Source organism: Sphaerisporangium dianthi, from assembly GCF_042654065.1.
Taxonomy (GTDB): domain Bacteria; phylum Actinomycetota; class Actinomycetes; order Streptosporangiales; family Streptosporangiaceae; genus Sphaerisporangium; species Sphaerisporangium dianthi.
This window is the reverse complement of record NZ_JBHSFP010000002.1, coordinates 172,613-196,025: the sequence shown is the minus strand read 5'-3', so window position 1 is coordinate 196,025 and position 23,413 is coordinate 172,613. Positions and strand designations below refer to the sequence as shown.

21 protein-coding genes are annotated in these 23,413 nt (G+C 72.2%); 10 read left to right on the top strand and 11 right to left on the bottom strand.

The window, feature by feature from the left end:
- Window positions 1–10: 10 nt before the first annotated feature.
- From ACFO60_RS03960 to ACFO60_RS03950, 3 genes are all read right to left on the bottom strand, one after another.
- Entirely contained in the window at window positions 11–3,145 is a 3,135-nt protein-coding gene (locus ACFO60_RS03960; RefSeq protein ID WP_380836975.1) for an AfsR/SARP family transcriptional regulator, read from the bottom strand.
- 88 nt (window positions 3,146–3,233) lie between these two features.
- Window positions 3,234–4,304 (bottom strand): glycerophosphodiester phosphodiesterase family protein, encoded by a 1,071-nt coding sequence (locus tag ACFO60_RS03955; RefSeq protein ID WP_380836972.1) that lies wholly within the window; start codon window positions 4,302–4,304, stop codon window positions 3,234–3,236.
- A 265-nt stretch (window positions 4,305–4,569) separates the two neighbouring features.
- Complete coding sequence (locus ACFO60_RS03950) at window positions 4,570–5,250, bottom strand: SDR family oxidoreductase (protein WP_380836969.1); 681 nt, start codon at window positions 5,248–5,250, stop codon at window positions 4,570–4,572.
- A gap of 194 nt (window positions 5,251–5,444) precedes the next feature.
- Here ACFO60_RS03950 and ACFO60_RS03945 point away from each other — a divergent pair, with 194 nt between their 5' ends.
- The 3 genes from ACFO60_RS03945 (at window position 5,445) to ACFO60_RS03935 (ending at window position 9,792) form a co-directional block, all read left to right on the top strand.
- Window positions 5,445–5,957, top strand: coding sequence for a winged helix-turn-helix transcriptional regulator (locus ACFO60_RS03945; RefSeq protein WP_380836966.1), 513 nt, complete (start codon window positions 5,445–5,447; stop codon window positions 5,955–5,957).
- 266 nt (window positions 5,958–6,223) lie between these two features.
- The gene (locus tag ACFO60_RS03940) at window positions 6,224–8,368 is read left to right on the top strand and encodes a glycoside hydrolase family 6 protein (RefSeq protein ID WP_380836963.1); all 2,145 of its coding nucleotides are present in this window, start codon (window positions 6,224–6,226) and stop codon (window positions 8,366–8,368) included.
- 5 nt (window positions 8,369–8,373) lie between these two features.
- Complete coding sequence (locus ACFO60_RS03935) at window positions 8,374–9,792, top strand: glycoside hydrolase family 6 protein (protein ID WP_380836960.1); 1,419 nt, start codon at window positions 8,374–8,376, stop codon at window positions 9,790–9,792.
- Window positions 9,793–10,031: 239 nt separating this feature from the next.
- Here the strand turns inward: ACFO60_RS03935 and ACFO60_RS03930 are convergent, their stop codons facing one another.
- A complete protein-coding gene (locus ACFO60_RS03930) occupies window positions 10,032–11,381 on the bottom strand; it encodes a cation:proton antiporter (protein ID WP_380836957.1) in 1,350 nt (449 codons plus the stop codon).
- Between the two features lie 213 nt (window positions 11,382–11,594).
- On the opposite strand from ACFO60_RS03930, the gene ACFO60_RS03925 reads away from it, so the two are divergent.
- Both ACFO60_RS03925 and ACFO60_RS03920 read left to right on the top strand, forming a co-directional pair.
- Window positions 11,595–12,734 carry a sensor histidine kinase gene (locus tag ACFO60_RS03925; RefSeq protein WP_380836954.1) on the top strand — a complete coding sequence of 380 codons (1,140 nt, stop codon included), beginning with the start codon at window positions 11,595–11,597 and terminating at the stop codon, window positions 12,732–12,734.
- On the top strand, window positions 12,731–13,420 hold the full coding sequence (locus tag ACFO60_RS03920) for a response regulator (protein ID WP_380836947.1): 690 nt from the start codon (window positions 12,731–12,733) through the stop codon (window positions 13,418–13,420). The genes ACFO60_RS03925 and ACFO60_RS03920 overlap by 4 nt, the downstream gene beginning before the upstream one ends.
- 32 nt (window positions 13,421–13,452) lie before the next feature.
- On the opposite strand, the gene ACFO60_RS03915 is transcribed toward ACFO60_RS03920, so the two are convergent.
- Window positions 13,453–14,211: a DUF2306 domain-containing protein gene (locus ACFO60_RS03915; protein ID WP_380836943.1), complete on the bottom strand. Its 759-nt coding sequence runs from the start codon at window positions 14,209–14,211 to the stop codon at window positions 13,453–13,455.
- Window positions 14,212–14,483: 272 nt separating this feature from the next.
- Between ACFO60_RS03915 and ACFO60_RS03910 the strand changes: the two genes are divergently transcribed.
- Window positions 14,484–15,470, top strand: coding sequence for an NAD(P)-dependent alcohol dehydrogenase (locus tag ACFO60_RS03910; protein ID WP_380836940.1), 987 nt, complete (start codon window positions 14,484–14,486; stop codon window positions 15,468–15,470).
- A gap of 30 nt (window positions 15,471–15,500) precedes the next feature.
- Here the strand turns inward: ACFO60_RS03910 and ACFO60_RS03905 are convergent, their stop codons facing one another.
- Window positions 15,501–16,046, bottom strand: coding sequence for a TetR/AcrR family transcriptional regulator (locus ACFO60_RS03905; RefSeq protein ID WP_380836937.1), 546 nt, complete (start codon window positions 16,044–16,046; stop codon window positions 15,501–15,503).
- 147 nt (window positions 16,047–16,193) lie between these two features.
- Between ACFO60_RS03905 and ACFO60_RS03900 the strand changes: the two genes are divergently transcribed.
- Window positions 16,194–17,033, top strand: a complete 840-nt coding sequence (locus ACFO60_RS03900; protein WP_380836934.1) for an oxidoreductase — start codon at window positions 16,194–16,196, stop codon at window positions 17,031–17,033.
- A 92-nt stretch (window positions 17,034–17,125) separates the two neighbouring features.
- Here the strand turns inward: ACFO60_RS03900 and ACFO60_RS03895 are convergent, their stop codons facing one another.
- Together ACFO60_RS03895 and ACFO60_RS03890 are read right to left on the bottom strand one after the other, a co-directional pair.
- Complete coding sequence (locus tag ACFO60_RS03895) at window positions 17,126–17,452, bottom strand: hypothetical protein (RefSeq protein ID WP_380836931.1); 327 nt, start codon at window positions 17,450–17,452, stop codon at window positions 17,126–17,128.
- Between the two features lie 170 nt (window positions 17,453–17,622).
- Window positions 17,623–18,027 (bottom strand): hypothetical protein, encoded by a 405-nt coding sequence (locus tag ACFO60_RS03890; protein ID WP_380836928.1) that lies wholly within the window; start codon window positions 18,025–18,027, stop codon window positions 17,623–17,625.
- Window positions 18,028–18,187: 160 nt separating this feature from the next.
- On the opposite strand from ACFO60_RS03890, the gene ACFO60_RS03885 reads away from it, so the two are divergent.
- On the top strand, window positions 18,188–18,931 hold the full coding sequence (locus ACFO60_RS03885; protein WP_380836925.1) for an SAM-dependent methyltransferase: 744 nt from the start codon (window positions 18,188–18,190) through the stop codon (window positions 18,929–18,931).
- A gap of 43 nt (window positions 18,932–18,974) precedes the next feature.
- On the opposite strand, the gene ACFO60_RS03880 is transcribed toward ACFO60_RS03885, so the two are convergent.
- A complete protein-coding gene (locus ACFO60_RS03880) occupies window positions 18,975–19,787 on the bottom strand; it encodes a DUF1206 domain-containing protein (RefSeq protein WP_380836922.1) in 813 nt (270 codons plus the stop codon).
- Window positions 19,788–20,006: 219 nt separating this feature from the next.
- Here ACFO60_RS03880 and ACFO60_RS03875 point away from each other — a divergent pair, with 219 nt between their 5' ends.
- Both ACFO60_RS03875 and ACFO60_RS03870 read left to right on the top strand, forming a co-directional pair.
- Window positions 20,007–20,975: a GlxA family transcriptional regulator gene (locus ACFO60_RS03875; protein WP_380836919.1), complete on the top strand. Its 969-nt coding sequence runs from the start codon at window positions 20,007–20,009 to the stop codon at window positions 20,973–20,975.
- 1 nt (window position 20,976) lies between these two features.
- Window positions 20,977–21,630: a DJ-1/PfpI family protein gene (locus ACFO60_RS03870; protein WP_380836916.1), complete on the top strand. Its 654-nt coding sequence runs from the start codon at window positions 20,977–20,979 to the stop codon at window positions 21,628–21,630.
- A 50-nt stretch (window positions 21,631–21,680) separates the two neighbouring features.
- Here the strand turns inward: ACFO60_RS03870 and ACFO60_RS03865 are convergent, their stop codons facing one another.
- Both ACFO60_RS03865 and ACFO60_RS03860 read right to left on the bottom strand, forming a co-directional pair.
- Window positions 21,681–22,409, bottom strand: coding sequence for a hypothetical protein (locus tag ACFO60_RS03865; RefSeq protein ID WP_380836913.1), 729 nt, complete (start codon window positions 22,407–22,409; stop codon window positions 21,681–21,683).
- Between the two features lie 171 nt (window positions 22,410–22,580).
- Complete coding sequence (locus ACFO60_RS03860; RefSeq protein ID WP_380836910.1) at window positions 22,581–23,402, bottom strand: alpha/beta fold hydrolase; 822 nt, start codon at window positions 23,400–23,402, stop codon at window positions 22,581–22,583.
- Between the last annotated feature and the right edge of the window lie 11 nt (window positions 23,403–23,413).

Here is a 23,413-nt window from a genome sequence, read left to right as displayed (position 1 = left end):
CGGAGGTCTGTCAGCGAAGGCCGAGGGCCGCCAGCGCCTGGCCGGGGGTCAGGGCGGCGCCCTCGGCGAAGCGGGCGGCGAAGACGTCCGGCCCGATCAGGCCGGTGGCCCCCGCGGCGACGCGGGCGACGTCGCGGTCGCCGGTGACCGCGGTGCCGCGCAGGGCCACCGCGACGCCGAGCAGGAACGCGGCGCGCTCGCCCGCGCCGTCGAGCAGGGCGGGTCCCGCGCGGCCTTCCGCGATGTCGGCCATCTCCATGGCCACCACCCTCGTCGAGCCCGCCAGGCGCAGCGCCTCCCCGTGGTGGCTCACGGCCGCGGCGAGGTCGCCCTCCACCTCGGCCAGCCGTCCCATCGCGGTGTGCGCCACCGGCAGGACCCCGGCGGTGGCGAAGGCGCCGCCCGCGGCCGCGTCGAGCGCCGCCCGGTAACGGTCGCGCGCCTCGGCGTGGTCGCCGGACAGGCGGGCCAGCTCGCCGCGGCCCAGCTCGACCCACGGGGACCGGCGCGACGGGCTGGTCATCCGCGCCAGCTCGGCGGCGCGTGCCAGGTCGGCGCGGGCCGCCGCGAAGTCGCCCTCGCGCAGCATCGCCTCGGCCCGGCGGCACAGCACGTCCACCATCTCCTCCAGGGCGCCGAGCTGCTCGTACAGGCCGAGGGCCTCCGCCCAGAGCCGCCGCGCCCTCGCCCACTCGCCGCGCCTGCCGCGGATCAGCGCCAGCCATTCCAGCGGCTGCGCCATCCCCCACCGCTCGCCCAGGGAACGGAAGGCGGACAGCGTCGCCTCCAGCTCTCGCTCGGCGTCGGCGATCCTGCCGTCGAGCAGGAGCAGCAACGCGTTCCCCAGCCGGGAGGTGGCGAGGCTCCACGGGTCGGAGCCGAGCAGCCGCCCCCTCTCGGCGGCGCCCTCGGGGGCGGGCGGCCCGGCGGCCATCCCCCACAGCGCGTTGGTGAACGGATAGCGCACCGGATGGGGCAGCGACCGCATGATCTGCTCGGCCCGCGCCCACTGCTCCGGCAGGACGTGCGGCAGGGCGTTCAGCACGCACAGGACGTACTCCTCCTCCAGCCCGGCGGGCGGCTCGGCGCCGACCCGTTCGAGCAGCCGGAGCGCCGAGGAGGCGGCCTGGCCGCGCCGCCCGCTCAGCCACCAGTACGCCGCCAGCGCCGCGACCAGCCGCAGCCCGGTGGCGGGGTCGTCCTTCCCGGCGTAGGTGAGCGCGGCCCGCACGTTGCCGTCCTCGGCGGACAGCCGCGCCAGCCATTCGAGCTGCTCGGCCCTTCGCAGCCAGGGGTCGGCGCGCCGCGCCAGACGCAGGTGGTGGGCGGCGTGCTCGGCCCGTACGCGCGGCTGTTCCCCGGACTCCTCCAGCCGCTGCGCGCAGAACAGGCGGATGGTCTCCAGCATGCGGTAGCGCCCGCCGTCCGCCTCGATGAGCGACTTGTCCACCAGGTCGGCGAGCAGCTCGCCGTCGCCGCACACGCGTTCGACGGCCTCAAGAGAGGCGCCCCCCGAGAACACCGAGAACCGCCGGGCGAACGCCTGTTCGGCCGGGCCGAGCAGGCTCCAGCTCCAGTCGACGACGGCGTGGAGCGTCCGGTGCCGGGCCGCCGCGGTGCGGTCGCCGCGGGAGAGCAGGGCGAACCTGCCGTGCTCGCTCAGGCGCGCGGCGATCTCCTCGGCGGTGAAGGACCTGAGCCTGGCAGCCGCCAGCTCGATGGCCAGCGGCAGGCCGTCGAGCGCCGCGCAGATCTCGGCGAACTCCGGCCGCATGGTCACGCCGGGACGCACGGCGGCGGCCCGTTCGAGGAACAGGCGCACCGCGGGGTAGGCGAGCGCGTCGTCTCCGCCGGCGCCCGGGGGCGGCACCGCGAGCGGGGGCACCGGGACGAGCGTCTCGCCGGTGAGCCCCAGCGGCTCACGGCTGGTGCACAGAATGGACAGCCCGGGGCAGGCGTCGAGCAGGCGGCGGGCGAGCGCGGCGGCCCCGGCGACCAGGTGCTCGCAGTTGTCCAGGACGAGCAGCAGCTCTCGGTCGGCGAGCGCCGCCACGAGCCGCTCGCCCGGGTCGGCGGGAGCGCCCGGCGCCGGCGGCTGCAGCCCCGCCTCGCGCAGCCCGAGGGCGGTCAGCACCGCGGGGGCGATCTGCTCGGCGTCCTCCATCGGAGACAGGTCGACGAAGCAGGCCTCCGGCGAGCGGCGGCGGGCCGCCTCGACGGCCAGCCGGGTCTTGCCGGTGCCGCCCGGCCCGGTCAGGGTGACCAGCCGCCGATCTCGGAGCGCGCCGATGCGGGCCAGTTCTTCCTCGCGTCCCACGAGGCCGGTGAGCGGCGCGGGCAGCCGGGACGGCGCCCGCCGCCGCGCCTCGCCACCGCGACCGCCACCACCGCCACCGCCGTCGCCGTCGCCGCCGTCGCCGCCGTCGCGCAGGAGCGCCAGGTGCAGCGCGGAAAGCTCCGGCGAGGGGTCGGCGCCCAGCTCGTCCGCGAGCAGCCGCCGCAGGTCGGCGAAGACGGCGAGCGCCGCGGCCCGCCGCCCCTCGGCGTGCAGCGCCCGCATGAGCTGGCCGGCCAGGCGTTCGCGCAGCGGGTGGTCGGCCACCAGCCGCCGCAGCTCGGCGGCCGAGGTGCCCGCGGGCAGGGCCAGCTCGGCTTCGGCGAGGTCTTCGCGGGCCGTCAGCCGCAGTTCCTCCAGCCGGGAGGCCTGCGCCGCGGCGAACGGCGCGCTCGCCACGTCGGCCAGCGCGGGACCCCGCCACAGCCCGAGCGCGTCACGCAGCACGGCCGCCGCGCGGTCGTGCCGTCCGGTGACCAGGAGCCCGCGCCCCTCGCGGGTGAGCTCTTCGAACCGGCACGCGTCGACGTCGCCGGGATCCACCGCGAGCCGGTACCCCGCGCCGTGGAACTCGACCAGGCCGGGCGGCAGGGCTCGCCGGAGCCGGGAGACCTGGGCCTGGACGGCGTTGGCGGCGCCCGCCGGGGGGCGGTCGCCGTACTGCCCGTCGATCAGGCGGTCGACGCCGACGAGCCGCCCCGCGTCGAGCAGGAGCAGCGCGAGCAGCGCCCGCGGGCGGGGCCCGCCGACGTGGACGGGATCTCCCTCGTCCGTCCGCACCTCGAGCGGGCCGAGGATACCGAACTGCACGGAATCGATTGTCGCGCAGTGACCGGGGCCGATGGGCGGCGCGCGGGCCTTGGGCGGCGGCCGCCCATCGGACGCGGGGATGCGCCGATCAGGCGCGAGGGCCGGAGTACTGCTTGGGGAGCGTGAAACCGCGCGCGTCGAGCACCGTGCGCAGGCGGTCGGGGTAGTCGGTGATGAGGCCGTCGACGCCGTCGTCGATGAGCTTGTTGATCGTGGGCTCGTCGTCGACGGTCCAGGGGATCACCTTCAGCCCGAGGCGGTGGGCCTGGTCCACCATCTGCCTGGTGACGTAGGGCCGGTACCCGGGGTCGGTGACCTTCCCGTTCTGCGGGAACCCGTGGACGGGCGAGAACGCGTCGGCCCCGAAGGACTTGATCGCCTTCAGCGGGTCGCCGCCGAAGTCGTCGACGTCGATGCCGCCGAGCCACGGAGAGGCGCCCGGCTGGCCGGTCTGCAGGAAGTCGTAGTTGGTGAGCGCCACGAGCGGCAGCCGCGGCTCGACCTCGCGCATGCGCATCAGCGAGCCCCAGTCGAAGCTCTGGATGGTGACCTGGCGCAGCATGTGCGCCTTCCGGATCTCCTGGGCTGCGACCTGCACGAACTGCTCGCGCGGGGCGGTCTGCTCCGGCGCTCCCGCCTCGACCTTGGTCTCGACGTTCATCATCACCTTGTTGGCGTGGAAGCGCTTGACCAGGTCGAACACCTCGCTGAGCTGCGGCATCCGCGCACCGGGGGCGGGACGCTGCCCGGGGAACTCGGCGAGCGGCTTGGAGCCGCAGTCCAGCGTCTTCACCTGAGCGAGGCTGAGGGTGTTGATGTACTTGCCGATGTAGGGGTACTCGGGGTCGCCGGGGGTCACCGGGCCGGTGTCCTGGCACTTGCGGCCGTCGGTCTTGCGGTCGTGGGTGACGACGGCCTTGCCGTCCTCGGTGATCTGGATGTCCAGCTCCAGCGTGGTGACGCCCACGCGCAGCCCGTTGGCGAAGGAGTCCAGGGTGCTCTCGACCACGAGCCCGAGCCCGCCGCGGTGCGCCTGGAGGTCGAAGCTCTTGTGGTGCCTGGCGGACTCTCCGGGGTCCGCGAGCGCGGCGCCCGGGATGGCCACGGCGGCGGCCCCGGCGATGACGGCGGCGGCTGCGGCCGAGCGAAAACCGATCATTGGTGTGTTTCTCGTTCCCTGCGGGTGCCGCGCCCGCCCCGTACGGGACGGCTGCGGCGGCGGTCAGAACAGCGGCACGCGACACCACGGACGTGGTGCCGCCGGTGCCACTGGTCCAACCTGCCGATCACGCATGACCTGGGAGGAAACACCCGACGAAGGTCGAGCGACCTTCTGGTTCCGCGGCCCCCGGCCCCGCCGGGCCGGGGCGGCCCCCCGCGCTCACACCCGCACCGCCTAGCCCCGGCTTCGGGACGAGCGGCCCTCAGGACAGAGGCGCCGAGAGGTTCTGCTTGCTGGTGCGGCTGAACTCGTCGAATATGACCTCCGCCTCGCCGGCGGCGATGCCGTCCAGGGCGGCGGAGGCCACCGCGGCCGGGTCCGACTTGTTCTCGGGGGCGACGTAGGAGGCCATGTCGGTGTCCATGTAGCCGACGTGCAGGCTCGTCACCCGGATGCCCTTCGGGGCCAGCTCCTGCCGGACCACGTTGGTCATCGCCCACTCGGCGGCCTTGGCGACGCTGTAGCCGCCGTACACCGGCACGTGCACCCACGAGAGCACCGACAGCACGTTGAGGATCGCGCCGCCCCCGTTGGCCTCGATCACCGGCGCGAACGCGCGCGTCACGGCGAGGCTGCCGAAGTAGTGGGTCTCCATCTCCAGGCGGATGTCGCCGAAGTCGCCGTCGACCAGCCCGGCGTGCGTGGAGACGCCCGCGTTGTTGACGAGCAGGGTCGCGTCGGCAGCGATCTTGGCGGCCTGCGCCACCGACTCGGGGTCGGTGATGTCCAGCCGCAGCGGCACCGCGCCGGGCACGTCGACGGTCTCCGGCCTGCGGGCCGCCGCGTACACCTTGGCGCCGCGGTCGAGCAGCTGCGTCACGAAGGCGCGGCCGAGGCCGCGATTGCCGCCGGTCACCACGGCAACGGCGTTGTCGATGTTCATGTCGTCTCTTCTTTCATGGATGGCGGAACCGGACCGGCGGCGAGCGCCGGACGGATCCGGGACGCGCGTGATGGCCGCTGAGGGCGGCCCACCTGGCCCTCCGCTTCTCAGCGTACCTCCGGTGGACCACCTGGCTTGGTAAAACCAAGCTAGCATCTCGCTTGGAAAAAACAAGTGAGAGGTATCCTGGGCGCGTGAGAAGGACGACCCGCCGCGCCATGCTGGACGCTCAGTGCTCGATCCAGCGCAGCCTCGAAGTGATCGGCGACCCGTGGATGGTCCTGGTCCTTCGCGAGGTGTTCCAGGGCCGCACCCGGTTCGGAGACATCCAGACCGGCCTCGGCATCTCCACCGACCTGCTCACCGACCGCCTGGCGCGCCTGGTCGAAGCCGGCATCCTGGAGCGGCGTCCCTACAGCGAGGCCGGCAGGCGCGCGCGCCACGGCTACCACCTCACGCCCGCGGGCGAAGACCTGCGCGTCGTGCTCGGCGCGCTCCAGCAATGGGGCGACGTTCACCGCCCCCACGAGGCCGGCCCGTCCATCGAACGCCGCAGCAGCCTCACCGGCGAGCGCCTCGCCGTGGCCTTCGTCGACGAGTCCGGGCGCGCGGTGCCGCTCCCGGAGGTCACCTTCGTCCAGACGACCCGGCCCGAGAGCGAGCCTGAGAGCGAGCCCGCCGAGACGGCGGCGTCCGGCGTGAGCTGAATCTTTCACCGGTTTCCGCGTCCGGCCGGACCCCGCCCCGCCGCGTTTTCCAAGGTGCCGGAGCCGTCCGCGCGCCCGGGCCCGGTCCTCCGGCCCGCCGCCACCGGCCCGTGACGGCGCATCGGCCGCCCCCTGTTGTACACCTCTAGACAGGGCACCGAACCTGGAAGCGCCACCGCCTCGCATCGAACCGGGATGGGACCCGAAGGCCGCCGTCGCGCGAAGACGGCGGGCCCCCCACGGCCACGTCATGGAGATGATCTTTCATGGGACTGGGCAAGGGCCGATTACGACGCAGGATCCTGGCGGTGGCCATGGCCGCGGCGCTCGCCGCGGCGGGGCTCGTCACCGGCACCGTCGCCGCCGCCCACGCGGCCCTCACCTGCGAGGTGACCTACTCCAGCTCCCAGTGGGGCACCGGCTCGGGCGGGTTCACGGCCACCGTCGCCGTCAAGAACAGTGAACCCCTCACGTACTGGACGCTCACCTTCACCTTCCCGGGGTCCCAGCGGATCACCCAGGGCTGGTCCGCCCAGTGGAGCCAGTCGGGCGCCCGGGTCACCGCCAAGGGGCAGTCCTGGGGCCCGGCCGGCTCCTTCACCGTCGGCTTCAACGGGTCCTGGACGGGAAGCAACCCGCCTCCTGCGGACTTCGCGATCAACGGGGTGCCGTGCGAGGTCATCCTGTTCCCGCCCCCGAGCCCCTCCCCGTCCCCGAGCCCCAGCCCTTCGCCCAGCCCCAGCCCTTCGCCGAGCGCGACGCCCACGCCCGCCCCGCTGCGCATCGTCATCTCTCCCACGTCGCTCACCGTGCCGGAGGGGGGCACGGCGAGCGTCCAGGTGAAGCTCAACCGGCAACCGCCGGGCAACGTCACCGTCGGCACGGCCCGGGTGGGCGGCGACAGGGACCTCACCGCCTGGCCGACGCTGACCTTCACCCCGGCGAACTGGGACATCCCGCAGATGGTCATCGTGTCCGCGGCCCAGGACGACGACACGCTGAACGGCTCGGCGACGTTCGACTCCCGCAGCAGCCAGATCACCGGCAGCAGCGCCGTGCTGTGGAACGCCACCGAGCAGGACGACGACGTCCCCACCCCGTCGCCCACCCCCAGCCCCACGCCGGAGGTCCCGGTGGACAACCCGTTCGCGGGAGCCACCGGGTACGTCGACGCCGGCTGGACCGCCGGCGTCGAAAGCTCCGCGGCGCAGGCCGGCGGAGCCGCGGCGGAGAGAATCCGCAGTCTGAAGACGGTCTCCACCGGCATCTGGCTGGACAGCATGGCCAAGGTCACCGGCGGCGCCGGCGTCACCATGACCCTGGAGGACCATCTGGACGCGGCCCTGGCGCAGAACGCCGGCTACGTCACGGTGGTGCTGTACGACCTGCCGGACAAGAACTGCCTGTCCCTGGTCTCCGGCGCCGAACTGCACGCCGCCGAGGACGGCCTCAACCGGTACAAGACGCAGTTCGTCGACGCCATCGCCGCGATCGCCGGGAAGCCGAAGTACCAGAAGCTGCGCATCGCCGCGATCGTGGAGCCGCGTTCCCTGACCGACCTCATCACCGGCAGGCACACCGTGTCGTGCACGATCGCCGGGCAGTCGGGCGTCTACGTCTCGGGCATCCGCTATGCCCTGGACAAGCTCTCGCCGCTGCCCAACGTCTACACCTACCTCGACGCCGCTCACTCCGGCTGGGTCGGCTGGGACACCAACTTCGGACCGCTCGCCGACCTCCTCACCTCGACCGTGCAGGGCTCGGCCGGTGGCCTGACCAGCCTGGACGGCATCGCGACCAACGTCGCCGACTACATCCCCACCGAGGAGCCCTTCCTGCCCGACTCGTCCCTGACCATCGGCGGCGTCCAGGTCAGAGCCAGCCGGTTCTTCGACTGGAACCCCTACTTGGACGAGCGGGACTTCGCCACGGCGATGCGCACCGCCCTCATCGCCAAGGGCTTCCCGAGCTCGATCGGCATCGTGATCGACACCTCGCGCAACGGCTGGGGCGGGCCTGCCCGGCCGGTCTCCGTGAGCACCTCGAACGATGTGAACACCTATGTGGACCAGAGCCGCCTGGACCGTCGCCCGTACCGGTACAGCCCGTGCAACCAGAAGGGCGCCGGCCTCGGCGCCCGGCCCGCCGCGGCCCCGCTGCCCGGCGTCGACGCCTACCTGTGGATCAAGCCGCCGGGCGAGTCCGACGGCGCCGGCGGCCCGGTGCTGCCCCCGGACACCGACCGGCTGGTCGACCCGATGTGCGACCCCACCGCGACGAACCGATTCTCCCAGAGCACGCTCACCAACGCCCTGCCCAACGCGCCCGCCGCCGGCGACTGGCACCACGACCAGTTCATGATGCTGGCGGACAACGCCTATCCGCCCCTCGAGCCCGCCTCTCGGAGATGACGTCGATGGCATCCGCCGGGAAGGACCGCCGGCCACGATGGCGCCACGCCCTCGCGGTCACCGCCGCGATGACCCTCGCCGCGACGGGCCTGCTCGGCGCGCGGAGCGCGGCGCACGCCGAGCCGTACACCCCGGCGCACGCCGGCCCGTCCCCCCTCAACCCCTACGCCGGCGGGCCGGGCTACGTCGACCCGGGCTGGGCGGCCAACGTCGAGGCGTCCGCCGTGGCCGAGGGCGGCGCGACCGCCGACAGGATGCGCCGGCTGGCGAAGGTCCCCACCGCGGTCTGGCTGGACCGCATCGCCAAGGTCACCGGCGGTCCCGGCGCGGACAGGACACTGCGGGACCACCTGGACGCCGCGCTGCGGCAGCGGGCCCGCCACATCACCTTCGTCGTGTACGACCTGCCGGACCGGAACTGCGCCAACCCCGCCTCGGCCGGCGAGCTGTCCATCGTCTCCGGCGGCCTCGCCCGGTACAAGGCCGAGTACATCGACCCGATGGCCGAGATCCTCCGCCTGCCCGCCTACCGGAACCTGCGCGTCGCCCTGGTCGTCGAGCCGCACTCGCTGGCCGACCTGGCGGTCACCACGGGCGTCCCGACCATCGACTGCCAGCTTGAGCGGGCGAGCGGCGCGTACGTGGACGGCGTCCGGTACGCCCTGGACAAGCTGGGCGCATCCCCCAACGTCCGCCTCTATCTGGACGCGGGAAGCGCGCCGCTGATGGGGTACGAGCCCTATTCCACGCCGTTCGCCGAGCTGGTGACGTCCACGGTGCGCGGCACCTCCCGAGGGCTCTCCGGCGTGCGCGGCTTCGCCACCGGCGTCGCCGAGTACGTCCCGCTCGACGAGGTCTTCATGCCCGACCCGAGGGCCACCGTCAACGGCGGCCCGCTCTGGACCAGCCGCTTCTTCGACTGGAACCCAGTCTTCGACGAGCGGGACCACGCGACCGCCCTGCGCGCCGCTCTGATCGCCCGCGGCTTCCCGGCCGCCATCCGCGTGATCATCGACACCTCGCGCAACGGCTGGGGCGGGCCGGACCGGCCCACGGCGGCCGGGACCTCGGCCCAGCTCGACACCTACGTGGACCAGAGCAGGATCGACCGGCGGTCCTACCGCTTCAACTACTGCAACCAGAAGGGCGCGGGCCTGGGCGAGCGGCCGAGAGCGGAGCCGGCGGCCGGGATCGACGCCTACGTCTGGATCAAACCGCCCGGCGAGTCGGACGGCGTGAGCGTCCCGCCGATCCATGACGAGGACGACCCCCACAACCGGTACGACGTGATGTGCGATCCGACCAGGTACGGCCGCATCGACCCCGACGAACCCACCGGCGCCCTCCCCGGCGCGCCTCCCGCCGGCCTGTGGCACCACGCCCAGTTCTCCATGCTCGTGGCCAACGCCCACCCGGCCCTCTGACCGCCCACGTCCCGGCCGCGCCCGCCGGGACGATCACCCCGCTCGTGGAGGCCGCGGGGAATCCCCGACGAAAGTCAGGGGTGGTGATCGGCGAGCAGCGGTCCGCCGGCCTGGGCCGGGTCACCGCGGCACGCGTGAAGGTGGGATCCTCACCGCCGCGGGCGGCCGCGGCCGCCCGCACTCGGTGCGGGACGAGCGCCGTCCGCCCACTTATGGATCAGACCGCCGCACCGCGCAGGTCACAGGGCCGGCTTGCCGTCGGCCGCGGGCTGCCTGTCCCACGCCTCGTACCCGCTCTCGCGGATGTCCTCCTCGGCCGTCTGCTCGACCCGGGCCATGGCCATGCGCAGGATCGGCGGCGCCATCAGCGAGGTGACGATCGCGACGAGCACCACGATGGTGTACACCTCGACGCTGAGAATGCCGAGCCGCAGGCCGACCATGGCGACGACGACCTCGATGACGCCGCGGGCGTTGAGCCCGGCGCCCAGCGCGAGGGCCTCCCACCGGTTCAGCCGGCTCAGCCGCGCGCCGGCGTACGCGCCGACGAACTTGCCGATGATCGCGAGGGCCAGCACGGCGAGCCCGACGAGCAGGACCGTGGGATCGGCCAGCGCGGTGAGGTCCATCCGCAGGCCCGCGGTGGCGAAGAAGATCGGCGCGAACCCCGACAGCACGACCGTGCGCAGCGGGGCCAGCTTGGCCGGATCGACCCGGCCCGCGCCGCCGATCAGGATGCCGCAGACGAACGCGCCGAACACCGCCTCAAGGCCCAGGGCGTGGGTGCCGGCCCCGGCGAGCAGGATGAGCACGGCCGCGGTGGCGACGGTCGGGCCCGGCTCGTCCGCGTGGGCGGTGAGCCGGAACGCGCCCCTGACCAGCGGACGGCCGGCCGTGAGAGCGAAGACGACGATGGCCGCCAGATAGGCCAGCGAGGTCAGGACGGTGCCGGTGGACACCGCGCTCACGGCCATCGCGCTGACGATCGAGAGCATGAACCAGCCGAAGGCGTCGTCGATCATGCCGGCGGTCAGGGTGAGCTGGCCGATGTTGCGGTGCAGCAACTTCATGTCCATGAGCGTCTTGGCGATCACCGGGATCGCGCTGACGCACATCGCCACGCCGAGGAACAGCGCGAAGACGGTGGGGTCGGTGCCGTCCGGGATCAGCCTGCCCGGCAGCAGGAACCCGGCGCCGATGCCGAGGGCGAGCGGGACGACCAGGCCGCCGATGCTGACGCCGGCGGCCGTGGCGCCGCGCCGGCGGATCATCCCGGTGTCCATGTGGATGCCGGTGAGGCCGACCAGCAGCAGCACGCCGATCTGGCCGACCGCGTCGAGCAGGTGGAACTGCGCGGGCTCCGCGGGGAACAGCCAGTCCTGCACGCCCGGCGCGACGTGCGCCAGGAAGGACGGGCCGAGGATCACACCGACGAACAGTTCGCCGACGACCGCCGGCATGCCGAAACGGGCGGCGAGCCTGCCGAGGAGCAGGGCCAGCGCGAGCAGTAGACCGACCTGGAGCAGGAACACCAGAAGCTCGTGGGCGGCGATCGGGGCCACTGGCGCGGCGGCTAACGGGACCGGCATCCATCCCCCTCAAGGGTAGGCGACCATAACGATCTACCCTGAATCTGCTGCCCATCCGCTTGCGGGTCAATAGTGGACCGCTGGAGCCAGGGCGCGCTCGCGCCGGCCCGGTATCGGTCCCGCTCGCCGGCTGAGCCGCGGGCGTACCGGCGGTTGGTACATCTCCTACTTTGGGCCAGTCCGTAGCGACACGGGCTCTCGTACCATGATTTCGTGCGCGACCTCCTTCGCTCAGTGTGGGACGAGCCCCGCCCCCCGAACCCGCCGCGACGGGTGTGGCGAGACTGGGCTCTCGTGGCGGTGCTCGTGCCGCTCGCGGTGCTCGAAGGGGTCGTGCGGCCGGACCTTCCATGGCGGGCCATCTCGGTGGCCGTCACCGTGGGGCTGGTGCCCACGCTGTTGTGGCGCCGCACCCGGCCGCTGCTGATGATCACGATCGTCTTCTGCACCACGAACCTCGCCCCGCTGTTCGCGGGCGGTGACTCCCCCGAGACCTACACCATGGCGTATCTGCTGTGCGTGGTGTACGCGTTGTCCCGGTGGGGGTCGGGACGCGAGACCGTGATCGGCGTGGCGATCATGCTTTTCTCTGTCTATCTCGCGATCGCCTTCCACCGCATCGTGCTCGCCGACGCGGTCGGCGCGTTCACCGTCATGTGCACGGCCACCACCCTGGGCGCGACGTTCCGGTACAGGGCCAACGCCAGAATGCGCCAGCTCGACCAGGTCAAACTGCTCGAACGCGAACAACTGGCCCGCGACCTGCACGACACCGTCGCCCACCACGTCTCGGCGATGGCCATTCGCGCGCAAGCGGGTCTCGCCACGTCGGCCTCGCGACCGAACGCCGCGACCGACGCGCTCCGCGTGATCGAGGCGGAGGCGGCGCGCGCCCTGGACGAGATGCGGGCCATGGTCCGCGTCCTGCGCCGTGACCAGCCGGCCGACCTGGCGCCCGGCAGGGGCATCGCCGATCTCGGAGAGCTCGCGAGCACCGGTCGCTCTGGCCCCTCCGTCGAGGTGACGATGGCGGGCGATCTCGGCGACCTCCCTCCGTCGGTCGGAGCCGCGGTCTACCGTCTCGCCCAGGAGTCGGTCACCAACGCCAGACGGCACGCGCGTCACGCCACCCGCGTCGAGGTCCGCGTGACCGCCGACGACACGGCGGTGCGCCTGCGCGTGCACGACGACGGCGACACCAGCCTCATCCGCCCCGCCGCGTCGCCCGGGTACGGGCTGATCGGCATGATCGAACGCGCCGACCTGCTCGGCGGCACCTGCGCGGCCGGCCCCGATCCCGGCGGCGGCTGGAGCGTGAACGCCACGCTGCCTCGGACGGGCTCGGCGACGTGAGCATCAAGGTGGTCGTCGCCGACGACCAGGAGATCGTCCGCACCGGCCTCGCGATGATCCTCGACGTCCAGCCGGACATCGAGGTCGTCGGCCAGGCCGCCGACGGCCGGCGGGCCGTCGAACTCGCGCGGCGCCTGCGTCCTGACGTGTGCCTGTTCGACATCCGCATGCCCGGCCTCGACGGCATCGAGGCGACCCGCCTGCTCGCCGGGCCGGGCGTCGAGGACCCGCTCGCCGTCGTCGTCATCACCACGTTCGACCTCGACGAGTACGTCTACGCCGCCCTGCGGGCCGGCGCCCGGGGCTTCCTGCTCAAGAACGCCGGCGCTGATCTGCTCTCGCAGGCGGTCCACGCCGCCGCGTCCGGCGACGCGCTCATCGCGCCGAGCATCACCGCGCGGCTGCTCGAGACCTTCGCCCGCACCGGGCCCGCCTCACCCGCGACGCAACCCATCGAGTCGCTCACCCACCGGGAGGAACAGATCCTCACCACGGTGGCGCGGGGACGGACCAACACCGAGATCGCCGACGAGCTCCACATCTCTCTCAGCACGGTCAAGTCCCACATCGCCAGCCTGATGGCCAAGCTCGGCGCCCGCAACCGCGTCGAGATCGCCATGTGGGCCTACGAGACCAACCGCGTCTCCTTCACCGGCCCGCGCGACCGCCCGCGCAAGCATCGCTAGGCCTGCGGGCCTGGCCGAGACCGTCCGCGCGATCATCGCCAGGGCCTGGCCGCGGCGCGGGCCCGGCCGCCCGGCCGCCGCCTGCGGATGAACCATTCGGCCACGGCGAGGTTGATCACCCAGCCGGCGCCCACGAGCAGCGCCCGGGGAAGCTCGCCCGGCTGCGTGCCCACGATCAGGAACCATGGCAGGTGCGTCAGTGCCTGCGTGCCCGCGGCCACGCCGATCGCGTAACCGCGCATCATCCAGGCGCGGTGCCGGGCGATGTCCCGTCGGCGGATCGCGGAGACCCCGAGGACGATGGACAGCAGCATGGCCGTGCCGAACACGAGCCGGAAGCCGGCGAGCAGATCGCCGTCACCCTCGGGGCGAGGGTAGAACAGCGTCATCTCCAGACCGGTGAGCGCCGCCACGAGCCCGCACACGACCAGGAGCCGCCCGGCCACGCGATGCCAGCCGGGCCTCCGGCGGCGGAATCGCGGGGCGAACTGGAAGGCGCCGAGGATGCTGTACAGGGTGACGGCGACGATGTGCAGCGTCACCGGCACCGGCGAGGCAAAGAATCGCGCGTTCTCCGGCGTGACCGCGGCGCCGCCGGTCAACTCGGTCATGCGGATCACGCCCGCGACCACGGGAACGGCGCTGAGCGCGATCAGCAAGGCGGGCACGAGCCACCCCGCCCTCTCGGGCCTGGCCGTGGCGGCCGCCTCTGACGTGTTCCGGACGGTCGTCGGACCGGCGCCTCTCGGCGGCCGCGGGAACGGTGGGAGCACCGTCGGACTGTCGGTCATGAGCCGATCGTGCCGTCCGGGACCGGGGCGGCTCATCGGTAGACCGGTCCGACCTACAGTGGCCGATCATCCATCGAATGGGCGTACTTTCGGCTGATGAGCCCTTTGTTCAGGCTTCCTACATTGTCTCTTGGCGGCCCGGGACACGCTCGCCGCCATCCGGTCAGGGAGCCTCCGATCCGGCCACGCCCGCCACTTCGCCGATCCGCGAGTGCGGCGGGCCATGGGTCCGCGCCTCGGCCGGCGTCCCCGTAAAGGATGAGGAGAATGCGATGAGGGCCTTCGTCTTGCGCTCGTACGGCTCACCCGATGTCCTCGAGCTCACCGACATGGACAAGCCCGTGCCCGGCGACGACGAGGCGCTGGTCCGGGTGCGCGCCACCTCCGTCCAGCCCTACGACTGGCACCACATGAGGGGTGAGCCGTACGTCGCGCGCCTGATGGGCGGCAGCGTCGGGTTGCGCGGGCCGAAGCTCGCCATCTTGGGCGCCGACGTCGCCGGGCAGGTCGAAGCGGTCGGCAAGAACGTGAAGGGGTTCCGTCCCGGCGACGAGGTGTACGCGATGCCCTTGCAGGGCGGCTTCTCCGAGTACGTGTGCGTCCGGGAGGACAAGCTCGCGCCGAAGCCGAAGAACCTCACCTACGAGCAGGCCGCGGCGGTGCCGATGGCGGCCATGACCGCCCTGCTGGGCCTTCGCGACGCGGGAAGGATCCAGCCCGGACACGAGGTCCTCGTCAACGGGGCCTCGGGCGGCGTGGGCACGTTCGCCGTGCAGATCGCCCGCGCGCTCGGCGCCAAGGTCACCGGCGTCTGCAGCACCCGCAACGTCGAGCTGGTCCGGACGATCGGCGCGGACGAGGTCATCGACTACACCAAAGAGGACTTCACGCGGAACGGACGGCGCTACGACCTGCTGCTCGACAACGCGGGAAGCCGCTCGGGATCGGCGTGCCGCAGGGTGCTGACGCGCAAGGGAGCCTGCGTCGTCGTCGGCGGCCGGCCCGGCCGGTGGCTGCAGCCCGCCGCTCACGCGTTCTCGACGCTCGCGCTTTCACCGTTCGTGTCCCAGCGCATGGCCATCGCGGACGTGGTCCACTGCGAGGAGCCCAAGCGGAACCTCATGACGCTGACCGGGCTCATCGAGGACGGACGGGTCACCCCCGTCGTCGACCGGTGCTACCCGTTCGAGGAGATCCCTGCGGCGATCGGATACGTGGAGGAAGGGCACGCCCCGGGCAAGGTCGTCATCACCGTCTGAGAACGGCGCCCGGGTGCGGCCCGGAGAGGTCTATCGCCGTCCGACGCCGTTGAGGAGGATGTCGACGACCAGGTCGGCGGCCTGCGGCGGGTCGATCAGGGGGAAGCCGTGGGCGGCGGTGTCGACCAGGTGGTCGAGCGTGGCGCGAGCCCAGGCGACCGGGACGTCCGCGCGTAGCAGGCCCTCGTCGGCCGCCCGCTGGACGAACCGGTCGAGCCGGCCGCTCTGCTCCTCCCTGCGGACGCTCGCGGCCGGATCGGCCCGCATCATGCGGCGCACGTCCACCGGCCAGTCGCGGCTGACCGGGACGATGCCCTCCACGTACCGGTGAAGAGCCACCGCCACCGGGGCCTCGACGAGACGCGCCTCGTCCAGGACCCGCTGGGCGGAGTCGAGCTTCGCCTGGAAGACGGCCGCGAGCAGAGCCTCGCGGCTGGGAAAGCGCCTGTAGACGGTGCGCCGGTCGACCCCGGCCTCGGCGGCGATCGCGCCCATGCCGGCCGCGGGGTCCTCGGCCAGCAGGCGGGCGCCGGTGCGCAGGACCGCGTCCACGTTGCGTGCGGCATCAGCTCTCATATCCCCTCCAGCCTACACCGGTGCGACACATCACCGTTTGACATCGTCACGTGCGCGGCATATACCTTCATAAATGCCACAACGGTGTAACAGATGATCGAGACCGCGTACGGGATCGAACCGGCGCGAACAGAAAGAAGAACAGGCATGATCAGGACCTGGCTCATCACCGGCAGCTCACGCGGCTTCGGCCGCGCACTCGCCGAAGCCGCGCTGGAGCACGGCGACAACGTGGTCGCCACCGCCCGGCGGCCTGAGCGACTCGACGACCTCGTGCGCAAGTACGGCGACAACGTGCGCGCCTTCGCCCTCGACGTCACCGACGCCGACGCGGCACGCGCCGCCGTACAGCTCGCCGTCAGCGCGTTCGGCGGGCTCGACGTCGTCGTGAACAACGCCGGCTACGCCAACTCCTCCCCCATCGAGGAGACCCCCGACGACGACTTCCGCGCGCAGGTCGAAGCAAACTTCTTCGGCGTCGTCAACGTCACGAAGGCCGCCCTGCCGATCCTGCGCGCCCAGCGTCGCGGTCACATCGTCCAGTTCTCCTCCGTCGGGGGACGCGTGGGCGGATCTCCCGGCCTGGCGGCCTACCAGTCGGCGAAGTTCGCCGTCGAAGGCTTCTCCGAAGTGCTCAACAACGAGGTGAAGCCGCTGGGGATCAAGGTCAGCATCATCGAACCCGGAGCGTTCCGCACCGACTGGGCCGGCTCGTCCATGGAGATCCCCCCCGTCGGGCCGGACTACGAGGAGACCGTCGGCGCCATGAACCGCCGGCGCGCCGGCTTCGACCTGAACGCGCCGGGAGACCCCGTGCGGGCGGCGCGCATCATCCTCGACATCGTGGACCTCGACGAGCCCCCGCTGCGCCTGCTCCTCGGGGCGGGCGCCGTGGAACTCACCGAACGGTCGTCCCGCGAGCGTGCCGCCGAGGCCGCCCGCTGGGCCGAGGTGAGCCGCTCGGCGGACTTCCCGCCCGGCGAGTGAACAGCCGGCTCCGCCGGCGCGGGCGCGGTGTCACGTGGGCGATCGCGTCCACCATGCCCCTGGCGCGGATGGGCTGAGCGTCGCCGCCGGCGTCACGAGCAGGCGGCGGCGAGCTGCTGCGTGGCCTCGGTGGCCTTCGTGGTGAACTCGCTCATCTTCGTCGCGACGGCGGGGTCGGAGGTGTCGATCTTGAAGCCGGCCCAGGAGTCGGCCATTCCGGTCAGCGCCGTCTTCAGGTCGCCGTCGGTCTTGCCCGCGAGGCCCTTGAGCTCGGCGGCGAGCTCGGCGGTGGCCGAGTTGAACGTCTCCATGCTCCCGGCGGAGGCGGCCGCCTTGCTGCTGTAGTCGGTGAACGCCTTGGTGGCCTCTTCACAGACGGCGGCATTGCCGCCGGCGCCGCAGGCGCTGCTCAGAGCCATAAGGGCGCATGCCGCGGCAACGGCTAAAGTGTTCTTGAGGATGTTCATCAGTGCCTTCCCAGTGGTTCCTGTTACGCCACAGACGTTAGGAAGAACTCCTTGCAGATCGATTTCAGGCGGCTTTCAGCGCGGCGGGCGCCGACCGCGGCCCGTCGTCGAAGGGACGGGGCCTACGGCTGCGCCAGACACCTGGCGCCGGCGATTCCCACGGAGAGCTCCTTGCCCGAGCCGCCGAGCACGCGGATGGCGTTCGTGTCACCGGTGTAGGCCACTTCGGCCGCGGCCTCGCATATCCGCTCGGCCGTGCCGGACTTCCCGTCATCCAGGTCCGTCTTGATCGACAACGAGGTGCACTGGCCCGCGATGGTGACCGACAGGATCTCGGGTCGCCGCACATGCTTCTCGACCTTCTCCGCGACCCCGCCACAGGAGGTCTCGGCCGGCGCCGCGCTCTCGGATCGACCACTCCCGGCCTGATCGCGGGGCGTCGGCGTGCTCCCGCCCGCACCACCGCATCCGGACGACAGGATGGCGAGCGCTGAGACCAATACGGTCAACCACATTCTGCGAGTCATGGCGTGACGTTATTCCCGCCCGCTTGCAGAACGCTTGCTCGCACCGCCGCCGCCACCTGTCGCTCGCCCAGAACGGCAGCAAGGCCAAGCGCGGCGTGTTTCCGGCGATGCGGATAAAACAGCTGGTGTGACCGGTGAGAGATAGGACAGATTGGCTTCCGTGGAACGCCAGCTCATCAGCCATCTCGCCCATCGCGACCATCCCATCGCCGCGCCGGTCTCCGGCGCGCACGTGACCCGGCTGCTGCGCCGGGCCCGGCTGCCCGAGGCGGCGAGGGTCCTCGACCTCGGCTGCGGCGAGGCGGCCTGGACGCTGCGCGCGCTGGCGCTCTACGAGGACGCGACCGCCGACGGCGTCGACGTCTCCGCCGACGCGCTCAAGGCGGCCGAGAGCCACGCGGACATCCAGGGCGTCTGGGAGCGCATCCGGCTGCACGAGAGACCGGCCGCCGACTTCCCCGTGGCAGAGCCGTACGACCTGGTCATCTGCGTCGGGGCGACACACGCGTTCGGCGGCCTCGGCCCCACCGTCGACCGCGTGCGCCGCTACCTGAGGCCGAACGGGCTGGCGCTGATCGGAGAGGGATTCTGGGAACGGCCGCCGACGCCGGAGGCGCTCACCCGGCTGGGCGCCGAGTCCTCTGAGTACCTCGACCTGCCGGGCACCGTCGCCGCCGCCGAGTCCGCCGGTTTCAGCACCGTCTACGCGTACACCAGCGACCTGTCCGAATGGGACGACTACGAGTGGTCCTGGACGGGGACCCTCCTGCGCTGGGCCAACGAGAACCCCGGCCCGGACGCCGACGCGGCCCGCGCCGCCGCCCTCCAGCACCGCGACATGTGGCTGCACGGCTACCGGGGAATCCTCGGCTTCGTCACCCTCCTGCTCCAGCGAACAGGCTGACCCGTGCGCTACGCGACCGTCCGGGCGCGGGGCGCGATCCGGCTCACACGCGGTGCCAGCGGGCCTCCGCGAAGCAGTAGAGGGCGAACAGGATCAGGCCGATCGCGGTCACGACGAGCAGCCACGGACCGACCGGGGTGTCGGCGAGCGACTTGAGCGCGCCGTCGATGCCGACCGCCTTGTCGGGGTCGTAGGTGAGGGCCGCCTGGCCGATCAACGCGCCGGCGGCGAGAGCGATGACGCCACGGGCGACATAGCCGGCCTTGCCGATGTGGACCACGAGGCCGTGGGCGAGCGGCTCGGCCACGTGCATGTCCCGCATGAACTTCCCGGTCCACCCCTCGTGGATCCAGGACAGGCCGAAGCCGATCAGGGCGAGCGCTATCAGGGCGACCAGAACCTGACCACCGGGCAGGTCGAACAGCGCCTTGGCGGCATCCTGCGACTGACTGTCGGTCGAGGAGGCGGCCTTGTTCTTGGTGAGCAGGGCCACCATCGAGAACACCAGGGCGGTGTAGACGGCGGCCTTGGCGACGGACTCGACGCGGTAGTAGACCTCGGGCCGGCCCCAGATGGCCTCGGAGATGTGCCAGATCGTCAGTGCGGCCAGGCCGACGGCCATGACCCACAGCAGAGTGTCACCGAGGGGCGCGTCGCGCACGACGTGGATCGCGCTGCTCTTGTCGGCCTCCCCGCCGCTGCCGAACGCGATCTGGAGCGCGGCCAGCCCGATGATCGCGTACAGGACGCCACGGGCGGCGAATCCGACTTTGGCGAGTTTCTCCAGGACGGGGTGGTCGGCCACGCGCCGGGCCGCGCCCTCCAGCCGCCGGCCGGCCTGATTCGCGGTCGTCATAGCGGTTCCTCTCCTGGAAGGTGGATCGGTCTGCCTGCTGACCTGAACCGAGTCGGTCAAACGTGCGATGTCCGTACTCACTTCTCGCTATATGAACAATTTCCCCCGTTCAGGGCTCCTGACTCCCCGTAGTCCTCCTGGCGGCAGCGCCGCATCATGGCCGGAACTGCAAGGTATGTGTCCTTGTGGCCATCGCCACGGGTGGCCGAGTATGGCGGCATGTCCCATCGCGTCGTGATGGTGCTCTTCGACGACTTCCAGTTGCTCGATCTCGCCGGCCCGGCCGACGTCTTCTCCGCGGCCGGCCTGCTCGATGCGAACGCCGACTACCGGGTGGAGGTCACCGCCGTCCGTGCCGGTGCCGTGCGCTCCTTGTCCGGCGTCACGGTGACCGCCGGCTCGCCGCTGCGAAGCGTGGAGGGCCCCATCGACACGCTGCTGGTCGTCGGTGGTCTTCCGGCCCGCATGGTGTCCGCGGAAACGGCGGAGCTGGTCCCGGAGATCCGGCGGATCGCCGCGGTGTCGGACCGGGTCGGGTCCATCTGCTCGGGCACGCTGCTGCTGGCCGAGGCCGGACTGCTGGAGGGGCGGCGGGCGACCACCCACTGGGCGGTGGGAGACCTGCTCTCACGCGAACATCCGAACGTGCGGGTGGACGCCGACCGCATCTACGTACGCGACGGCAACGTCTGGACTTCGGCGGGGGTCACTTCGGGGATCGATCTCGCTCTCGCGCTGGTCGCGAGCGACCACGGGCACGATCTGGCCAGGGAGATCTCCCGCTGGCTGGTCGTGTACCTGCAGCGACCAGGCGGGCAGAGCCAGTTCAGCACGCCGCTGAGCGCGCGGACGCCGAAGCGTGAACCCCTGCGCGACCTCCAGAGCTGGATCGAGGAGAACCTGAATGCCGACCTCTCGCTCGAGGTCCTCGCGGGACGCGTGAACACGAGCGTCCGGCATTTCTCGCGCCTGTTCAGGGCCGAGGTCGGCGTGTCACCCGCACGGTATGTCGAGCACGTGCGAACGGCGGCGGCCAAGCGACTGCTCGAAAGCACCGATGAGCCGCTCGACCGGATAGCGGGCAGGGTCGGACTCGGAACGCCCGAGACCCTCTACCGCGTCTTCCACCGCCACCTCAAGATCTCGCCTGGGGAGTACCGGCGCAGATTCCACGGCAAGGAGAGCTGACATGCACATCGCCATCCCCCTGTACGCGGGTTACGACGCCATGGACGCGCTGGGACCGTACTTCGTGCTCCGGAACATCCCTGGCGCGACGGTGACCTTCGTGGCCGAGCGGCCGGGCGTCGTCGCCGACGCGGAGGTCACCCTCACCGCGACCGCCTCCTTCGCCGACCTGCCCAGACCCGACGTCCTGGTGGTGCCCGGCACCAAGGACGTGACGCGCGGCACGGCGGACCAGGCGCTGATCCACTACGTCAAGACGGCGCATCCCACCACCACCTGGACCACCTCGGTATGCGTGGGCTCGCTCACCCTCGGCGCGGCGGGCCTGCTGGAGGGGGTGAAGGCGGCCACTCACTGGGTGGCCAGGGACCTGCTCACCCAGTACGGGGCTCGACCGGTCGACGAACGCTTCGTCAGGGAAGGCAAGATCATAACCTCGGCCGGCGTGCTGGCCGGCGTCGACATGGCGCTCTACCTCGCGTCCCTGCTGGCGGACGAGGACACCGCCATGGCGATCCAACTGGGCTTGGAGTACGCGCCGCGGCCACCGTTCAACGCCGGAACGCCGGAAACCGCCCCCGCGGAGATCACCGCCCTGCTGCGCTCCTTGCTGCGGCCCGGGTGCCCGGCCGATCCACCCGCGCTCGGCGGTTGACCGGGGATGCCCGGGCTCCGGGCCTCGTCCGAGTGTCGAGGACCGTCGTGTCAGGCTCGATCGTCGGCGAACTCCGCGCGCGGATCGAGGAGCCGGCCTCGCGCGTGCTCCCCGTCGAAGGCGGCCTGGCCGAGCGCCTCGATGGCGGCGGCTCGCGCCTTGGCGAGGTCGGCGGCGTCGTCGGGGTCCGGTACCTGGCCGAGCGACGCGAACGCGACCTCCGCGACCCCCGTCAGCCGCGCCGCCCGCGCGTGATCGCCCTCGGCCGACGCGAGCGCGGCGCCCGCCACCCAGACGTACGGGACGAGGTCGGCCCAGCCGTTGCGGAACACCTGCTCGCGCCCCTCGGCGAACAGCTTCCTCGCCACGTCGAGATCGCCCAGACCCAGCTCGCAGAACGCGAGGTTGTGATTCTCGGTGTTGACCATCTTGGGCCGGCCGAGCGCCTCGTTGAGGGCGATGCTCTCCCGGTACAGATCGCGAGCGCGGAGCAGGTCGCCGGACATGCGCGCCACCGCGGCCAGCACGTGCCTCGGCCGTTCCTCAAGGCCGCGGTCACCGGAGCGCAGCGCGACCTCGAGCGCCTCCCGTGCCTTCGCCTCTCCACCCCGCAGGTCACCGCCGCGGATGGCGACCCGGGCCAGGCTGTACCGGGCCTCCACCTCGCCCGCCGGGTCGCCCGCCGCCCGGGCCCGCTCGATCTCGGCCTCGCTCATGCGCACCACGGCGTCGCTCTCACCACGCCGGAAGGCCGAGCGCACGCTCTCGCTGAAGTCCATGGATGCTCCGCCCTGAACCATGATCGCCCCCCGTGTTCCCCCTGGGCAGCAGGCCGAAGGCCCCCACCTCGCTAAAGGAACGGTAGTGCCTGCTCAGACGGTCTGTTCACGCGCCCGGTCTCAGCGACGGTCGCCGGTACAGCCGACCCCGGCAGGTCGCGGCCGGACCGCTCAGCGCGCGGTCTCGCGGGCCGCCTTCTCGATGAACGCGACGGTCGTGCCCGGCTGCGACACGAACAGCATGTGCGACGCGCCCTTGACCACCTGGACCTTGGCGCCGGCCCGCTTCGCCATGAACTCCTGCGCCGCCGGCGGAATGATCTTGTCGGCGCCGCTGATCAGGTTGTAGTTCGGGATCGTGTGCCACGCCTGCGGACCGGACGCCGGCTCGCCGAGCGCGGTCCCGGTCGCGGGGCGCTGGGTGATCGCGTAAAGCGCCGCCTCCTTGGCCGGCAGGTCTCCCGCGAACCGGGCGTGGAACACCTTCGGGTCGATGTAGAGGTCGACCTGCCCGTCCGGCAGCGGTACCGGCTTCAACGACTCGCCCACCGTGCTGCCGGGGAACTGGTTGGCCAGCTGCTCCGCGCTCTCGCCCTCCTCCGGCACGAACGCGCCCAGGTAGACCAGGGCCTTCACTCCGGTGACGCCGGTGGCGGCCGACGAGATCACGGCGCCGCCGTACGAGTGCCCGACCAGCACGATCGGCCCCTGGACGCTCTGCAGCAGGGCCTTGACCTGCGCCGCGTCGGAGGAGAGCCCCCGGAGCGGGTTGGACGCCGCGACCACCGGGTAGCCGTCGGCGAGCAGCCGCCTGGTCACCTCGTTGAACCCGCTGCTGTCGGCGAACGCGCCGTGCACCAGCACGATCGTCGGCTTCTTTCCCGGATGCCCGCCCGAGTGCGCCTCCGCGCCGGCCATGGCGAGAACACCCAGGCCCGCGACGACGGCCGCGGTCGTGGCGACCGACGCCACGGATTTGATCGTACGCAACACGTGCTTCTCCC